The sequence below is a fragment of the Variovorax xiamenensis genome, assembly GCF_050916385.1.
In the GTDB taxonomy this organism is placed as follows: Bacteria; Pseudomonadota; Gammaproteobacteria; order Burkholderiales; family Burkholderiaceae_C; genus Variovorax.
Genome location: NZ_CP139038.1, coordinates 2916359 through 2932553, shown reverse-complemented (window position 1 = coordinate 2932553; position 16195 = coordinate 2916359). Strand labels below are relative to the sequence as shown.

Annotated in this window: 13 protein-coding genes; 9 read left to right on the top strand and 4 right to left on the bottom strand. The window is 69.8% G+C overall.

What is annotated here, in order from left to right:
* Position 1: 1 nt before the first annotated feature.
* The gene (locus SFB74_RS13080; RefSeq protein ID WP_432731932.1) at positions 2-511 is read right to left on the bottom strand and encodes a cupin domain-containing protein; all 510 of its coding nucleotides are present in this window, start codon (positions 509-511) and stop codon (positions 2-4) included.
* Positions 512-528: 17 nt separating this feature from the next.
* Positions 529-1266, bottom strand: a complete 738-nt coding sequence (locus tag SFB74_RS13075; RefSeq protein ID WP_432731221.1) for an NAD-dependent epimerase/dehydratase family protein — start codon at positions 1264-1266, stop codon at positions 529-531.
* A gap of 91 nt (positions 1267-1357) precedes the next feature.
* Between SFB74_RS13075 and SFB74_RS13070 the strand changes: the two genes are divergently transcribed.
* Complete coding sequence (locus SFB74_RS13070) at positions 1358-2797, top strand: PLP-dependent aminotransferase family protein (RefSeq protein ID WP_432731220.1); 1440 nt, start codon at positions 1358-1360, stop codon at positions 2795-2797.
* A gap of 10 nt (positions 2798-2807) precedes the next feature.
* On the opposite strand, the gene SFB74_RS13065 is transcribed toward SFB74_RS13070, so the two are convergent.
* Positions 2808-3902, bottom strand: a complete 1095-nt coding sequence (locus tag SFB74_RS13065) for a hypothetical protein (protein ID WP_432731219.1) — start codon at positions 3900-3902, stop codon at positions 2808-2810.
* A 129-nt stretch (positions 3903-4031) separates the two neighbouring features.
* On the opposite strand from SFB74_RS13065, the gene SFB74_RS13060 reads away from it, so the two are divergent.
* The 8 genes from SFB74_RS13060 (at position 4032) to SFB74_RS13025 (ending at position 15574) form a co-directional block, all read left to right on the top strand.
* Positions 4032-7220 carry a hypothetical protein gene (locus SFB74_RS13060; RefSeq protein WP_432731218.1) on the top strand — a complete coding sequence of 1063 codons (3189 nt, stop codon included), beginning with the start codon at positions 4032-4034 and terminating at the stop codon, positions 7218-7220.
* On the top strand, positions 7217-8926 hold the full coding sequence (locus SFB74_RS13055; RefSeq protein WP_432731217.1) for an SWIM zinc finger family protein: 1710 nt from the start codon (positions 7217-7219) through the stop codon (positions 8924-8926). Before SFB74_RS13060 ends, SFB74_RS13055 begins: the two co-directional genes overlap by 4 nt.
* A 279-nt stretch (positions 8927-9205) precedes the next feature.
* Positions 9206-11170 (top strand): reverse transcriptase domain-containing protein, encoded by a 1965-nt coding sequence (locus tag SFB74_RS13050; protein ID WP_432731216.1) that lies wholly within the window; start codon positions 9206-9208, stop codon positions 11168-11170.
* Between the two features lie 6 nt (positions 11171-11176).
* Positions 11177-11740 (top strand): GNAT family N-acetyltransferase, encoded by a 564-nt coding sequence (locus SFB74_RS13045; RefSeq protein ID WP_432731215.1) that lies wholly within the window; start codon positions 11177-11179, stop codon positions 11738-11740.
* A gap of 314 nt (positions 11741-12054) precedes the next feature.
* A complete protein-coding gene (locus SFB74_RS13040) occupies positions 12055-13152 on the top strand; it encodes a GNAT family N-acetyltransferase (protein WP_432731214.1) in 1098 nt (365 codons plus the stop codon).
* On the top strand, positions 13149-14006 hold the full coding sequence (locus SFB74_RS13035; RefSeq protein WP_432731213.1) for a PA4780 family RIO1-like protein kinase: 858 nt from the start codon (positions 13149-13151) through the stop codon (positions 14004-14006). Before SFB74_RS13040 ends, SFB74_RS13035 begins: the two co-directional genes overlap by 4 nt.
* A gap of 26 nt (positions 14007-14032) precedes the next feature.
* A complete protein-coding gene (locus tag SFB74_RS13030) occupies positions 14033-14965 on the top strand; it encodes an ABC transporter substrate-binding protein (protein ID WP_432731212.1) in 933 nt (310 codons plus the stop codon).
* A 105-nt stretch (positions 14966-15070) separates the two neighbouring features.
* Positions 15071-15574, top strand: coding sequence for an SET domain-containing protein (locus SFB74_RS13025; protein WP_432731211.1), 504 nt, complete (start codon positions 15071-15073; stop codon positions 15572-15574).
* Here the strand turns inward: SFB74_RS13025 and SFB74_RS13020 are convergent.
* Complete coding sequence (locus SFB74_RS13020) at positions 15571-16032, bottom strand: vWA domain-containing protein (protein ID WP_432731210.1); 462 nt, start codon at positions 16030-16032, stop codon at positions 15571-15573. The two genes, SFB74_RS13025 and SFB74_RS13020, sit on opposite strands and share 4 nt — an antisense overlap.
* Positions 16033-16195: the final 163 nt, after the last annotated feature.

Genomic DNA, 16195 nt, shown 5'->3' with positions numbered 1-16195 from the left:
CTCAGGGCGGCAGCACCAGCGGCCCGCAGTTCTCCTCGGTCACGAACACCGACACCAGCCTGGCCGGCTTCACCGGATCGGGGTTCTCCGCGAACAGATGCAGCGCGCGCGGTGGCTCGAAGAATGTCTCGCCCACCTTGTAGTCGCCCACCGGGCCACCAGCCAACTGCGAACGCACCGTGCCTTCGAGAATGATCGCCGTCACCGAGCCCGGATGCCGGTGCGCTGGCGAATAGGCCATCGGCGGAAAGTCGACGATGGCGGTGGTCACCGACTTGCCGGGCACATGGGGCAGCGCCTCGCAAGAAATCACCTTGACCGAGGTACGAGGCCGCGCGGCGGCGGCAGAGCCCTCGGGCGCGGGCGCCGACGAGAACATCGGCCGGCTCACGGTGCTGCAGATATCGTCGATGAGCTGCACCGTCGATTGTTTGCTCGCATGCGGCAGCAAGGCCCAGCCCGCCGCCGCGATCGCGAGCACGGTGAAGCCGATGCCCGCGCGACGCTGCATGAAGATCGGCTGCGCGTTCACGGCGTTGCTCCCGACCGCGCATCGGCCCGCCATCCCAGCACCTGCTTCGCCTTCTCGCTGCTGGATTCGGCGCCGTCTTCCGCGATATTGAAGATGCCCCCCGGGGAACGCTGCAGCGCCAGCAGGGCAGCCCGCGCGGCGGCCTCCACATGCAGCGGGCTCGTGCCCCTGGGCGTTTCGCTCGAGGTGTTGGGCCCGTGGAGCTGCCCGTAGCGCAGCACGGTGGCCGTCATGCCCTGCGCGCCCATCACGCTTTGCTCCAGCGCAACCACACCGTCCACGCTGACGCGGCGCGCGCCTTCGGCCTCGATGTCCAGGGGCTGCGCTTCGGTGTAAGGCTTCGGCCCCGGCGCGTAGGCCCACGCAATGCTCTGCGCCACCAGCCGCTTCGCACCCGCCGCCTGCGCCGCGGCCACGAGGTTGCGCGTGCCCTCGGTGCGCACCCGCGCGTTGAGCACCGCGGCCTCGGCCATGCGGGCCGGGTCCAGATCCTTGGGCAGGTCGGTGAGCTGGTGGATCACGCCCCATGGCGCGATGCGCACCAGCGCTTCGCGCAGGGCCGCCGCGTCGAACACGTCGACGACCACCGGATGCACGCCCATCGCCTCCAGCGCATCCGCACGCTCGGCCCGGCGCGTGCTGCCATGCACGGTGTAGCCCGCGCCGATCAGCATCGGAACCAGCGCGACACCGACCGCACCGGTGGCGCCCGCCAAAAATACCTTCTCGCTCATTGCATTCTTCCTTCCAGGCTGTTCATGGGGACGAGCTTAGGTCTACGATGACCCATCCAAAAGAGCCAAGAATCGTCAGAATGACCAGGCCATGATGTCCAAGCCACAGCACTCGCCAAGCGTCCCCGAGATCGACCGGGCGAAGAAGACGCCGCTGTTCCGCCAGGTCTACGAGCGCTATCGCAGTGCCATCGAGCAAGGCGCACTGCGCCCCGGCGACCGCGTCGCCTCGGCGCGCAGCCTCGCGGCCGAGCTCGGCGTGGCGCGCGGCACCATCGAGGCGGCCTACAACCAGCTGGTGGGCGAAGGCTATTTCTCGTCGCACGGACAGGCGGGCACCGTGGTGTCGCCGTCGCTGCCGACGCATCGGGCGGTGCGACGCGAGCCACCCCGTCGCGCCGGTGCTCCACTGAGTGGAGACCCCCTCAAGCAACCAGGCGAGCCGCCGCTCATGCAGCTGGGCATCCCGGCGCTCGATGCGTTTCCGCGCAAGCTGTGGTCGCGCCTCGCCGCGCGCCGCGCACGGGCGATGAACGCGGCCGACATGTTCTACGGCGACCCTTGCGGCCATGCGCCGCTGCGCGAGGCGATCGCGGCCTACCTGCTGGTGTCGCGCGGCGTCTCGTGCCATGCCTCGCAGGTGCTGGTGACGGGCGGCTATCGCGCGTCGCTCGCGCTCGTCGCGCGCACGCTGCTGAAGAAGGACGACCGCGTGTGGATCGAGGACCCCGGGTTTCCGTCGACGCAGGAGGTGCTGCGCGCCGCCGGCCATCGCGCGGTACCGGTGCCCGTGGACGAGGACGGCCTTGTCGTCGCCCGCGGCCTGCGCAAGGCGCCGCAAGCCCGCATGGCCGTCGTGACGCCTTCGCACCAGGCGCCGCTGGGCGTGTCGATGACGCTCGCGCGGCGGCTGCAGCTGCTCGACTGGGCCTCGAAGGCGAACGCCTGGGTCGTCGAGGACGACTACGACGGCGAGTACCGCTATGCCGGCGCGCCGCTGCCCGCGCTCAAGAGCCTCGACGGCCACGATCGCGTGCTGTACGCCGGCAGCTTCTCGAAGGTGCTCTTTCCGGGACTGGCGCTGGGCTACCTGGTGGTTCCCGAATCGCTGTGCGCGCGCTTCGAGGAAGCGGCGCGCACCTGGTCGAACGGCAGCCCGCAGAGCACGCAGGCCGTGGTGGCCGACTTCATGCGCGAAGGCCACTTCCCACGCCACCTGAAGAAGATGCGCCTGCTCTACGCACGCCGGCGCGCAATGCTCGTGGCGGCGCTGCAGAAGGCTTTCGGCGACGCGGTGCGCATCGACCTGCGCAGCGGCGGCATGCACCTCATCGCGCGCTTCGACGGGCGCGAAGAAGACGACGTGACGCTGGCCCGCCGCGCGCAGCAGGCCGGGCTCAACTGCCAGCCGCTGTCGGCACGCGGTGTCTCGGCACCCGGCGCGCAAGGGCTGCTGATGGGCTTCACCAACATCGCCACCGCCGCCGAAGCCGGCCGGCTGGCGGCAAGGCTGCGAACGGCGCTGGGTTGACCGGCTCGCTTCAGGCCGCGTCGTCGTCGCCGGCCGCAGCGCTGCGGTCCTTGATGCGCGTGACCTGCGACAGCACCGCGTCTTCCGCAGTCATGTCCGGCCTCTGTCCCTTGTAGACCGGCTGTTCGAACTTGCCGCCGGCGTAGCGATAGAGATAGCGCACTTCCACCAGCGTGCCCACTGCCGGCAACGCCTCGTTGGGCGGCACCGTCACGTTGCCCAGGTCGATCATCGCGCCCGCATCGTCGCGCAGCCCCACGGCCACCGAACGCTGGGCGTTGACCCGGATGACTTCGCAGGTCGCGCTCTGGTTGAACTTGAACTTCAGGCTGCTCGTGCTGCGGCCCGCGGCGAAAGGCGCGTCGAGCGCCTTGAGCACATAGCCCTCGCCATGCGCAGCCAGCAGTTCTGCAGCGCGACGGCGCTTGCCTTCGGCGGTGAGTTCCAGTTCGAGCAGGGTGATCCACGGCACCGACAGCGCAACGGTGCGCAGGTGACCGAAGCGGTCGATGAAGGGCGCGCCGCGCAGGTCCTCGCCGTGAAGCTCGAGCAGGTCGAAGGCCATGAAGGCATCGCCCACGTGCTCGCCGGCGATCACGGTGCGACCGGCCTTCGCGGCGGCGGAGCCGACCCATGCCTGCGGAATGTCGACGAAGAGCCCGCGCCGGTTGGTGCCGCGCACCGCCTCGCCTTCGATCAGCAGGATGCGGTTCTCTCCATCGGCTTTTTCCTGCAGGCCCCAGCCGGGGTCGTCGAAGTAGCGCGCAGCCTGCTCCTCGAGGATCAGCGTGGGCAATTGCGGCAGCTCCCCGCTCACGCGGCCGGCGAGGTCGGTGGAGGTGTAGAGCGCGCCCGACTGGTCGGGCGTGTAGCCCTTGGATGTCTTTTCCTTGACGACCTTGTCGTAGATCTTCAGCGCGGCCTCGTAGGCGACCGGGCTGCTGGTCTTGGTGCCTGTGGAAAGCGTGCCGCCGCGGCGGCCGTTGCCGTAGTCGACAACCCAGCCGTCGTCCTTCGGGCGCAGGTGCACCTGGTAGACCTTGTCCGAACCTCCGCCCGTGAAGTAGAGAAAGCTCGACTGCGGAACCTGCTGGGTATTCGACATCTGGAGAATCGCTGGGTGGTTGCCGGAGCGCGCATGCTACACAGCCGTGCCGCCGCAAACGCCCGCTAAGATGCGCGGCGACACAAGAAAGCAGCACAAGCACCAACCGAAGGCAGGGGAGGCCTCCGCGTGAAGCGCATTCGCTCAGAGAAATTGATCCGCACGAAGCCCGGCGCGGCAGGCGCCGCCGGCTTCAGCACCGTGGAACTGTTCGCCCTGCCGGAAGCTCCCGGCCACGTGGTGCATGTGAGCACCAGCCGCGACGGGCTGCAGTGGAAGGAAACGGTCTACACCCCGTCGCCGCTGCCGTTCGAGCCCGCCAACGCCGCCTTCGAGCGCGCCGTGGCGGCGCAGATCGCCCAGGGCTATGTGCTCGAAGGCTCGGCCGCTGCGGCACCGGCGGCAACCACGGCCGCCACTACTGCCATCGCGCATCCCGGCGATGCGGTGCTGCTGGCCGCCATCCAGCCCGACGCATGGCGCCTGCTTCCCCCCGTGCGCCGCAGCCGCGTGGTGTGGCGCATCGGCGAGCGCAGGCTCGCGGCGGCCGTGCCGCAGCTCATCGACCACATCGAGACCGGCGAGCCGATGCTCGACTACTGCATCGCCTGGGCCATCGGCCGCTGCGGCGACGTCGGCGCCTTCGAGGCGATGCGCGAGCTGTCGAAGCGCGGCCGCACGCCGGTCGTCACCCGCGCCGCGCGCTGGGCCGCCCTCGCCCTCTGGCCCGAGGAGCAACGCGCGGCCGAGACGGCACGCATCGTCGACGACTGGCCCGCGCCGCTGCGCCGTGCCTGGTCCGCAATGGGCGAGGTGCCTATCGCGCAGGCCATGCCCCTGCTTCGACAGCATCTGGCCGACCCCGCGCTCTGGAACGGACTGAAGTACGCCGCCTGGGTCGAGCAGCTCTTCGACCTCTCGCTGCTCGAAGGCTCCGCGGCCGGTGGGCTTGCGCATGCCTCGCTGCTCGAAATCGCGCCGACGCTGCAACTCGCGGCCGGCAGCTTCCGCGCTTGGCGGCGCCTCTACAAGGGCGCGGAGTTCGCGGGCGACTACGCCCTGCTCGGCGTGCTGCACCAGCGCCTGGAAACGCAGCGCGCGGCCTTCCGCACCGGAGGCCGCTGGGCGCAGGTCAACGGCCGCTATGTCGAGATCGCCAAGGAAATCGTGCGGCCCGACAGCCGCCTCGCCTACAGCCAGCGCACGCGCGACTACCTGCGCCGCCGCACATGGCGCAACCTGCGCAGGCTGGCACTGGCCGGCGCGGCCGACGAAGCCGACTGGCTGCGGCTCGCCATGGGCGTGCTGCTCGCGGCCGACGACACCGAAGCCGGCACCACCGGCCAGCAGCGCGAAACGCGCTGGACGCCGGAGCCGCGCAGCTGGCACACCGGCCCCTACAGCCGCTGGCTGGTGCTGATGCAGCTGCTGCACCGCCACGATTCCGAATGGGAAGCCCAGCGCGGCGGCCTGCATTGGCGCCGCAGCACGCCGCTGCCCACGCTGCGCCTGAACCGCACCGAAGCCTGGCCCGAACGCTGGGACCGCCATCCGCAGGCGCTGCTGCAGCTGATGCAGCAGGGCCGCTGCGCGGCTGTGCATGCCTTCGCCGCGCGCGCGCTGCAGGACAACAAGCCCTTCTGCGAAGCCCTGGAAACGCCCACGGTCTGGCGCCTGCTGGCCAGCACCTGGGACGACACGGCGCGCTTCGCACTCGGCATCGCGCGCCAGCGCATCACGGCGGGCGAAGCTCCCCTGCCCTGGCTACCCGCGCTGCTGGGCTCGCCTCTGGCCGAGGCGCGCACGCTGGCGCTCGAATACATCGGGCAGGACCCGGGCCTCTACAGCCAGCAGGTCGACCTGCTGCTGATGCTGCTGACCTCTGCCGATGCCGAAGTGCGCCGCGCCTCGCGTCTTCTGCTGCAGGCCGCGGCGCCGAATCCTTCGACGCTCGATGCGCTGGCCTCCGACCTGCTCGCGTGGCTCTCGGCCTGCGACGCCGCGCAGCCCCAGCTCGACGCCGTCTGCGAAAACGTGCAGTGGGCGCTGGAGGGCCTGCTGCGAACGGCGGCCGCCAAGGCGCCGCTCAACAGGATTCTTGCGCTCTTCGAGCATGCGAGCCCGGATGTCGTGCGCACCGCTGCCGAGTGGCTGCTGCTGCACCCGGCCTCGGTGCAGGGCCTGCCGGTGAGCGTGCTCACGCGGCTGCTGCAAGCTGACGACGAGCGCCTGCGCGGCGCGGGTGTGCGGCTCTTCACCTCCCTTCCCGACGAGTCGCTGGTCACACAGCCCGAACTGTTCGCCGCCTTCTGCAGCAGCCCGATGCCGGTCGTGCGCGCGGCAGTCGCGCCGCGCCTGGCACAGTTGCTGCCCTCGCACCCGGACTTCGGCGCCGCGCTGATGCCGCTGCTGCGGGACGAACTGTTCCGCGCCGAAGCCGCCGAGGGTGTGTTCGATTCGCTGCTGCAATGGCTTTGCGGCCCGATGGCGGAACACACGCGCCGCGGTGAGCCCGCCGTCACGCTGCGGCTGCTCGAAGCGCGCAGCAAGGGCGCGCAGCGCCTCGGCGCCTGGCTGCTGCCTCAGCAGGACGCACAGAGCTTCAGCGTGCTGCAGACCGCCAGTCTCGGCCTCGTCGATACGGCCGCCGCACGCGAGTGGGCCACGGAGCAACTCGCGGCAAGGCCGGAACGCACGCTCGCCGAGCTCGGCGACGCGCTGCGCATCTTCGACAGCCGCTGGGACGACGCGCGCGACTGGGCACGCCAGTGGTTCGGCGCGCAAGGCAGCGCCAGCGCCTGGACACCGGCGCTGCTCGTACGCCTGTGCGACCACAAGGACGCCGGTGCCCAGCGCCTGGGCCGCGAACTGCTCACCACGCATTTCGACGTGACCGATGTCACCACCTACATGCTGCAGCTCAGCCAGCATCCATCGCCTGGCATGCAGCTCTTCGTGACCAACTGGCTGGCTTCGGCCGCGAGCCGCAATGCAGACGTGCTCGGGCGGCTGGAGCCCTACTTCCTGAGCGTGCTCTCGCAGGCCAACCGGGGCCGGCTGGCCAAGGCCCGCGTCATGGAGTTCCTGGCCGCGCAGGCCGCGCATTCGGAAGACATCGCGCGCATCGTGGCTCGCGTGTTCGCGCGGCAGGCCGTCACAGGCGCCATCACCGAACGCGCCCAGTACGTGGCCGGGCTGCGCAGCATCCAGGCCCTCTTCCCGGACCTGGACAACCCGTTGCAGACCGCACCGGTGCGCAGCATCGCCCCGCGCCGCGCCCCTCCCTTCGTTGCCCCCTCGGGAGGGCCCGCCGCATGAGATTCCAGTACCGCTACTTCGGCCACTCGGGCGCGCAGCACACGGCGAACAGCACCGCGCTGCAGTTCGCGCCCGACACCCTGCGCGCGCCGGTGCACTTCGTCGCCGACATCAACCGCCACCTGCCGTTCCGCGAGGGCATGTCGGCGCTGCACGACGTGGTGGTGGGCGACCTGCGCTTCAAGCCGCGCGACAAGAGCGCGTACCTCGAATGGCTGGCCGGGCAGGAAGGCGAACTGCTCGCGCAATTCATGGCGCGCAGCGACGCGATCAAAGCGCAGATGGAGCCGATCAGCAAGGAGCTGGCCGAGCTGCGCAAGAGCAAGCGCGCGGTGATGCAGCCCTTCATGAGCGCGCAGCAGCGCTACTTCGACCATATCTACAAGGTCAACCGCGAGGCATGGTTCGTGCTCGACCCCGTCATCACGGTGCACCCCGACCGCGTGTTCTTCGAGTGCTTCAGCCAGGACGAGTCGAGCTACGGCATGTTCTCGTGCAGCCACGACATCTTCGACCGCGTGAGCGACCACGCCTTCGGCACCACCAACGTCGACTACTCCGAGTCGCTGTACGACGAGTTCCAGAAGATCCGCGACTACAAGACCACGCGGCTGGCCATCGACCCCGGCGGCTTCCAGGTGCAGAGCGACAACGACCCGGCCTTCCACGAGCCGAAGATCGACGTGCCCGACAGCTGGGTGCGCGGCTTCCTGCAGGTGAGCAGCGCGATGCTGCTGCCCGCGCAGCGGCTGCAGCTGCATCCGATGGACATCCACAACATCTGCCTGGTGCTGCGCCGGCGCAAGGAGCGCGTGGGACCGCGCTCGCTGCGCTTCGTGCTGCGGCCGGGGCAGCCGGTGCGCATCGTGTTCGAGCCCTGGGGGCACGAGCTGGTGTGCCCGCGCTCTACGCACAGCGCCACCTCCGACATCGACATCCGCGTGTGGGGCCGGCGCCGGCTGCTGCAGCTCGAACGCCTCGTGCCAGTGGCCCAGGGCTTCACGGTGCACCTGCTGGGCACCGGCATGCCCAGCTTCTGGGTGGCGCAGCTGCCCGACATGGAGTTCACGCTCGGCCTCTCCGGCTGGACCGCCAACGACTGGTCGCGCAACGGCCACTTCGAGCTGCTGCAGCCGCGCCAGACGGTCGACCAGGACAGCCTGCTGCGCGTATTCGCGGCACTGGGCGAGCGCTGGCGCGCCACCACCGACGAGCTGGCAGCAGCCACGGGCCTTTCGACGCTCACGGTCGATGCGGCGCTCGGCGGCTACGTGCAGGCCGGGCGCGTGGTGTACGACATCGCGCACGGCGTGTGGCGGCTGCGCGAGCTCAGCCGCGAGCCACTGCCGATGGACAAGCTGCGCTACGCCAGCCCCGAGGAAGAAGCCGCCGCCGAGTTGGTGCGCTCACGCCGCATCGCCAATGTGAAGACGCAGGCGCGCTCCGACGGCGGCGTCTCGATCAGCGGCAAGTGCAAGGGCTCTGCCGGCCAGCGCGAGTACTTCACGAACCTCCAGCTCGACGCCGACCAGCGCGTGGCCTCGGGCGAATGCCAGTGCAGCCACTTCGTGCGCCACCGCATGACCAAGGGCCCGTGCGAGCACATGCTCGCGCTGCGCCTCTCGGCCACGCCTGCAGTGACGGCGATGACGGAAAAGACAACAAAGACGACCGATCAGGAAAGGACCACCGCCCACATCGGCTGATACACTGCTTTTTGCGAACGGAGCGGGAAGGCTCTTGCAGTCCGGTCGGCGTATCGCCGCCCTCGCATACAGCACTTCCCAAGCGTCACTGGACGTCTCTTCACTGTGCCGGATGGCCATGGTGACGCGACAACAGTGCGGCTTCCTCGAAGCTCATCGGCGTCACCATGGCCATCCGGCGTCGAGTGGAGCCCTCCAGTCCCGAGGCTCTTCGACGAGATTCCCGCTTCGTTCGCAATCTTTCTCTTCAAGCAGTGCATCGGCCGGTGGCGCAGCGCCATGACCATGCAGTCTCCCGCCTCTTCTTCATCTTCCATTCCCGACTCCGCGCTCACCCGCGAGGAGCTGTACGAGCGCATCCGCAAGAGTTCCAAGCAGGAAGTCGTCCTCGAGGAAATGCAGCGCCTGGGCTTCTGGCCGCGCAACACGGCGCAGCCGACGGTCGAGGAACAGCTGATCCGCCGCGAAGGCGAGCTGCAGACGGCCCTCACGAAGCTCGGCGACGAGCTGCGCGGCATCGAGGACCGCGACCGGGCCCTGAAGACGATGCGCAAGGAGCGCATGGCCCGCGCCCGCGAGCGCCGCGAGGAAACCCGTCAGCGCGCCGCACAGGGTCGCCATGCGCGCGCCGTGGCATGGCACGAGCGGCGCCAGCGCGAGCTGCTCTACGTGGGCGACGGCGTCTCGGGCGGCCTGAACGACGCGCACAGCGACAGCCAGGCGCTGGCCCGCAACGCCCTGCCCGCGCTGGACCACGCGAGCGATCTTGCGCAGGCCATGGGCATCGGGCTGGGCGAGCTGCGCTTTCTCGCCTGGCATCGCGAGGTGTCGAGCGTGAGCCACTACCAGCGCTTCACCATGCCGAAGAAAAGCGGCGGCGAGCGCCACATCTCGGCGCCCATGCCGCGGCTGAAGCGCGCGCAGTACTGGGTGCTCGACAACATCCTCGCGAAGATGCCGGTGCACGAGGCCGCGCACGGCTTCATGCCGGGCCGTTCGATCCTCACCAATGCCGCGCCGCACGTGGGCCGCGACGTGGTCATCAACCTCGACCTGAAGGATTTCTTTCCCTCCATCGGCATGCGCCGCGTGCGGGGCGTGTTCCGCCAGCTCGGGTACTCGTCGCAGGTGGCGAGCCTGCTGGCGCTGGTGTGCACCGAGGCGCCGACCGACGAGGTGCAGCTCGACGGCAGCCGCTACTTCGTCGCGCGCGGCGAGCGCGTGCTGCCGCAGGGCGCGCCCACCAGTCCGATGATCACCAACCTGCTGTGCCGCAGGCTCGACGCACGACTGGCCGCGAGCGCGGCGAAGCTGGGCTTTCGCTACACGCGCTACGCAGACGACCTGACTTTCTCGGCCGGCCCGGAGCACAGCCGCGACACGGCCAAGCTGCTCTGGCGCGCGAAGCAGATCGTGGCCAGCGAAGGCCTCACCGTGCATCCCGACAAGCAGCAGGTGATGCGGAAGCACCGCCAGCAGCATGTGACGGGCATCGTCGTCAACGACAAGCTCTCGGTCGACCGCGACACCGTGCGGCGCTTCCGCGCGGTGCTGCACCAGGCCGAGCGCAACGGGCCGCAGGGCCTGCAGTGGAACGGCAACAGCGACGTGATCGGCGCGCTGCGCGGCTATGCGAACTTCATCGCGATGACTGACGCGGCGCGCGGCGAACCGTATCTGAAGCGTGTTCGCGAACTGGCGGCGAAGCATGAAGGCCGCGGTGTTTCGACAACGACGGCAACGACGCCACAGCCCCCGAAGCGCAAGCTTGCCGAGGGCGAATTCCGCAAGCAGTCCGCCGCGGGCAAGGCGCCATGGCCCGAATGGTGGCAACCGGTGCAGGCGGCCGCGCCCGTGCTGGAAAAAACCGCCGAGCAGATCGCGGAAGAGAAGAAGGCTCTGCGCGAAGCGGCACGTCCGCAGCAGGCTGCCACGGCCGGCTCCACACAGTCGGCGGCGCGCGCGCCCGCCACGGCGCAGCCGGCATCCGGGCAAGCCGCCACGCCGAGCGCGAAGCAGACACTGGGCGCCCTCTCGCAGATCGGCTGGATCGCCAGCATGATGCTGCAGGCGCTCTACGTCGTCAGCGTCTTCCTCTCGGGAACCAGCCCGCTGATCTGGCTGTTGACGGGGGGCGTCGTCATCGGCAACTTCGTGCAGCGCAAGTCCGGCTGGCTGCGCTTCATCGTGGCCATCTTCATTTCGTCGGCGCTGGCGTCCCTTGTCCACAGCATGAAGAACTGAGGCGGCATGTTCAGGGCCGACGCACCGATCGCACTGCGCCGGCTCTCGCGGTCCGACTTCGCGATGCTCGCGCGGTGGCTCGCCGAGCCGCACGTGGCGCGCTGGTGGAACCACGAGACGACGCCGGAAGCCATCGAGCACGACTTCGGTCCGTCGGTGGACGGAAGCGACACGGCCGAGATCTACATCGCCTCCATCGATGGCCGCGACTTCGGCCTCGTGCAGCGCTACACCTTCGAGGACAACCCCGGCTATCTCGACGAGCTCTCGCCGCTGCTGGAAGTGCCGGGCGAAGCGCTGAGCATCGACTACTTCGTCGGCGAGCCCGATGCGGTACGCCAAGGCCTGGGCGCAGCGATGATCCGCACGCTCGTCGACGCCACATGGCACGACTACCCTGCCGCGCCCTGCATCGTGGTGCCGGTGTCGGCCGGCAACACCGCCTCCTGGCGCGTGCTGGAACGCGCGGGCTTCGCGCGCGTGGCCGAAGGGCCGCTCACGCCGGACAACCCGATCCACGGAACGGCGCACTTCGTCTATCGCATCGAGCGCCCTCGTACTGCGAAGTGAACCGGCGCATGCGCCGAAACAACACGGCACTTCACAGCGCGCGGCAAGGCCGCTACATTCACCGATCCCGCAACCACGCAGAAAGAGGAGGTGCAAGATGGTAGTCATTGCAATTCATGCCCCCACCCACATGCGGTTTGCCGGGCCTCATCTGAACAGCTGATCGTTCACGCGTTCATCGCGTAACCAGTCTGCCCCGCACGGCCTCCCGGCCGTCGCGACGCCCCCAAAGCCGCCCCGATTCAAACGCCGCCGTTGGCACGCTCGTGCCTGCGGCGTCCCGTTCATCCGTCGAAGAATCAAGGCTTGCAACCATGCTTGAAGAACGTGCCGCATCCGCGCGGCATCCCGTGACCATTGTTTTCGATCCCCAGCGCGCGAGCGAATCCGACTGGGGCAACTTCCTCGCCTACTGGCGCCTGCGCGCCGAAGAGGACTCTCCGGGCGACCCGATCACGCCCGACGCCGATACCCGGCACAACGTGCAGCGACCCAACCCGCTGTATGTCTTTCACCGCGTGCTGGCCGTCGGCGCGCATGGCGAATTCATCGGCAGCCTGAGCGCGAGCTTCCGCCGCGAAGGCACGCCCGGGCACGAAGACTTCGCGCCGTTCCTCGAAGCCTGGGGCGGCGTGCTGCGTCCACACCGGCGCCGCGGCGTGGCCAGCGCGCTGCTTCGCGCCTTGCTGGCGCTGATGGAAGCCCGGGGCAAGTCGGTCGCAACCATCAAGGCCCACCAGCCCGAAGGCCACGCCTTCCTGCGCGCCATCGGCGCCACCGAGAAGCACCGCAGCGTCGAGAACCGCATGGCCTTCGCGGATCTCGACTGGCAGGCCCTCGCCCGCTGGCGCGCCGAAGGCTTCGCGCCTGCCCACGGCCTGCGCGCCGAGGTGCACGCCGGCCGCGTGCCCTTCGAGCGGCTCGCGACGCTGATGGAGCCGCTGTCGGTGCTGCTGAACGACGCACCCACCACGAACCTCGAGCGGCCGCCGATGCGATTCGAGCTGGAAGACTTCCCGCCCTGGTACGCCGACATGGACCGCCGCGGCGGCGAGCACTTCCTCGTGCTGCTGCTCGATGGCGACGAGGTGGTCGCGGTATGCGACGCCAGCTGGAACCGGCACTTTCCCGACCGCATGCAACAGCGGCTCACTGCCGTCGCGCGCCGGTGGCGGGGCAAGGGCCTGGCCAAGGGCGTGAAGGCGGCCATGATGCAGCTCGTGCGCGAGCGGCATCCCGAGGTCGCGATGGCAGTCACCAGCAACGCCGAAGTCAACGCGGCCATGCTGGCCATCAATCACCGGCTCGGCTACGCGGTGCACAGGCACGACGGGCTCTACCAGATCGGCACGGAGAACCTGCGGGCCTACCTCTCGTCCCGCCCCGCCGTTGCCGGGGAGGACCGCCCATGAAGGCCCCGCAACGACTCCAGGCGCTGGTCGACGAAGGGCTGATCGACTCCGTAGTCCGCCAGCTCATGAGCGGCAAGGAGGCCATGGTCTACGTCGTGCGCTGCGGCGACGAGACGCGCTGCGCCAAGGTCTACAAGGAGGCCAACAAGCGCAGCTTCCGGCAGGCCGTCGACTACACCGAGAACCGGCGCGTCAAGAACAGCCGCGAGGCGCGCGCCATGGCCAAGGGCACGCGCTTCGGACGCAAGGTGACCGAGGCCATCTGGCAGAGCGCCGAGGTCGATGCGCTCTACCGCCTGGCCGCCGCGGGCGTTCGCGTGCCCGCGCCGCACAACTTCCTCGAGGGCGTGCTGCTCATGGACCTGGTGACCGACGCCCACGGCGATGCCGCCCCGCGCATCGGCGACGTGGCCTTCTCGCCCCGCGACGCGTTGCGCCACCACGCCAGCCTGCTGAGGGAGGTGGTGCGCATGCTCTGCGCCGGCGTCGTGCACGGCGATCTCTCGGAGTTCAACGTGCTGCTGGCCGAGGACGGGCCGGTGATCATCGACCTGCCGCAGGCGGTCGATGCGGCTGGCAACAACCACGCGCAGCGCATGCTGCTGCGCGACGTGGCCAACCTGCGCGGCTTCTTCGGCCGCTTCGCACCCGAACTGCTGCGCACCAGCTACGGCGAAGAAATCTGGCACCTCTACGAACGCGGCCAGCTGCGCCCGGAGACGGAATTGACCGGAGCCTTCACGCACGAGACCGGCCCGGTCGACCTGCGGGCCGTGCTGCGCGAGGTGCACGACGCTCGCGCGGAAGAAGAAACGGCCCGACGCCTTCGCCCGCGGACGCCGCGACGACAATAGCCGTCGCGCCGACGATGCCCCTTTCGATGAATTCCTCCACCCTGCAGCCGCTCCCGCTCTCTTCCTCCATCGCCGCCCGGCAGGTCGCGAAGGCCGCCGCCTTCGTGGCCCTGGGCCTCGGCGCCGCGGCATCCCATGCCGCAGGCATCCGCCTGGAGGACGACCGCGGCACCACGGTCGAGCTGCAGGCGCCGGCAAGACGCATCGTGTCGCTGATGCCATCGCTGACCGAGACCGTCTGTGCCCTGGATGCCTGCGACCGGCTGGTGGGCATCGACCGCCACGCCAACTGGCCGGCCTCTGTGAACGGGATGCCGCAGGTGGGCGGCATCGACGACGCGAACGTGGAGCGCATCGTCGCGCTCAAGCCCGACCTGGTGCTGCTGCGCCCGCGCAGCCGCGCCGCCGAGCCACTGGAGCGCCTGGGACTGAAGGTGCTGGCGCTCGACGCCAAGACCCACGCCGACATGCGTCGCGTGATGGAAACCGTGGCACGCGCCACAGGCCGCCCCGGCGCGGGCGAGGCCTACTGGCGCAAGCTCGATGCCGGACTGGACGCGGCCCGCGCCCGCGTGCCGGCCGGCTGGCAGGGCCGACGCGTGTATTTCGAGGTGCATGGCGGCATGGCCGCGGCCAGCGAAAGCTCCTTCATCGGCGAGACGCTGGCCCGCCTCGGGCTGGGCAACGCCGTGCCCGGCACGCTCGGCCCCTTCCCGAAGATGAGCCCCGAATTCGTGGTGCGCGCCAATCCGGACGTGCTGATGGTCTCGGCCCTCGGCGAGATCTCGGCCATGGCCGCGCGGCCGGGCTGGTCGGCCATGTCGGCCATCCAGCGCGGACGCGTCTGCAGCTTCGCCTCGGCGCGCTTCGACCTGATGATGCGCCCCGGCCCCCGGCTCGACGAGGCGGCCGACGCGATCGTTGGCTGCCTCACCTCCCTCGGCGATCCGAAGCCCTGAACGGCCGGACAACGATGCGCATGTCATCCGCCGGATCGAAATGTCGTTGACACTCCAGCAAGACAACACCAAGAGCAACACGCCCGACTGCCCCTCCTCCCCTCCATGAAGCATCACAAGCGAACCTCGTCCACCCCCTTCGTCCGGGTAGGCCCCAGCGGCGTCCACGGCCTCGGCGCCTTCGCCACGCGCGACCTTCCGGCCGAAGCCTTCCTGGGCCTCTACGAAGGCCGCCGCTACACCAAGGCCGAGATCGCCACCAAGGTCTGGGACGACCAGCTCACCTACCTGTTCACGCTGTCGAATCAAGAGACCATCGACGGCGCCAAGGGAGGCAACGCCACCCGCCACCTCAATCATTCCTGCGAGCCGAACTGCGAGGCGGTGGAGGAATACGACGAGGGCGGCGAACTGGTGCTCAAGTTCCAGACGCTGGTGGCGGTGGACGCGGGCGACGAGCTCTTCATCGACTACTCGCTCACCGCGGACGACGGCTCGCCGCCGTCGAAGTACCCCTGCCATTGCGGCTCGCCGGGCTGCCGGGGGACGATGCTGGCGCCGCCCGAGGAAGCGCCGGCGGAGGAAACGCCGGCCGAGCAGCCCGCCTAGGCGCCGTCCGCCGCGAGGTAGCGCGCGTCCCAGCGCCCGGCCAGTTGCCGCGCCCGGTGCAGCGGCAACCGTGCCGCCTCGAAATCGACCACGCACACCACATCGGCCGATTCGGGCCTCTGCGGGCTTTCGCTGCTGCGGCCATCGGTCAGCAGCCACAGCCAGCGCTGCCGCGCTCCGTCGCTCTTCGCAAGAAGCTGGTCGGCGCGACGAACGCCCAGCGCGAGCGGCGTGCCGCCGCCGGCCGCAATCGGAGCGATCCAGTCGTCGTTCCAGGCACTGGCGCGGCGCGGCGGCAGGCGCAGCTCGACGACATCGCCTGCGAAACACAGCAGCGCGACATGGTCACGGCGCCGGTAGGCCTCCTGCATCAGCTCGAGCAGCAGGCCCTTGGCGCGCGCCAGGTTGCCGTCGTTGCGCATCGAGGCCGAGCAATCGAGCAGGAAGCAGTGGAGCACGCCGCTGCGTGCTTCCTGCGGGCGAAGGCGCAGATGCCCGGCACGAAGCCGGTCGGCGCCGCGCGCGGCAAAGGTGCGCGGCCAGTCGAAGGCCGTGCCCTGCTTCGCGGCGCCATGCCATGCGTCCCTTTGCGGACCCTGCCTCCGGTCGCCCTGGCGTGCG

Excerpts from the sequence above, each read along its gene's own strand:
- SFB74_RS13080 (WP_432731932.1), bottom strand. The coding sequence starts at position 511 with ATGCAGCGTCGCGCGGGCATCGGCTTCACCGTGCTCGCGATCGCGGCG.
- SFB74_RS13075 (WP_432731221.1), bottom strand. The coding sequence starts at position 1,266 with ATGAGCGAGAAGGTATTTTTGGCGGGCGCCACCGGTGCGGTCGGTGTC.
- SFB74_RS13070 (WP_432731220.1), top strand. The coding sequence starts at position 1,358 with ATGATGTCCAAGCCACAGCACTCGCCAAGCGTCCCCGAGATCGACCGG.
- SFB74_RS13065 (WP_432731219.1), bottom strand. The coding sequence starts at position 3,902 with ATGTCGAATACCCAGCAGGTTCCGCAGTCGAGCTTTCTCTACTTCACG.
- SFB74_RS13055 (WP_432731217.1), top strand. The coding sequence starts at position 7,217 with ATGAGATTCCAGTACCGCTACTTCGGCCACTCGGGCGCGCAGCACACG.
- SFB74_RS13050 (WP_432731216.1), top strand. The coding sequence starts at position 9,206 with ATGACCATGCAGTCTCCCGCCTCTTCTTCATCTTCCATTCCCGACTCC.
- SFB74_RS13045 (WP_432731215.1), top strand. The coding sequence starts at position 11,177 with ATGTTCAGGGCCGACGCACCGATCGCACTGCGCCGGCTCTCGCGGTCC.
- SFB74_RS13040 (WP_432731214.1), top strand. The coding sequence starts at position 12,055 with ATGCTTGAAGAACGTGCCGCATCCGCGCGGCATCCCGTGACCATTGTT.
- SFB74_RS13035 (WP_432731213.1), top strand. The coding sequence starts at position 13,149 with ATGAAGGCCCCGCAACGACTCCAGGCGCTGGTCGACGAAGGGCTGATC.
- SFB74_RS13030 (WP_432731212.1), top strand. The coding sequence starts at position 14,033 with ATGAATTCCTCCACCCTGCAGCCGCTCCCGCTCTCTTCCTCCATCGCC.
- SFB74_RS13025 (WP_432731211.1), top strand. The coding sequence starts at position 15,071 with ATGAAGCATCACAAGCGAACCTCGTCCACCCCCTTCGTCCGGGTAGGC.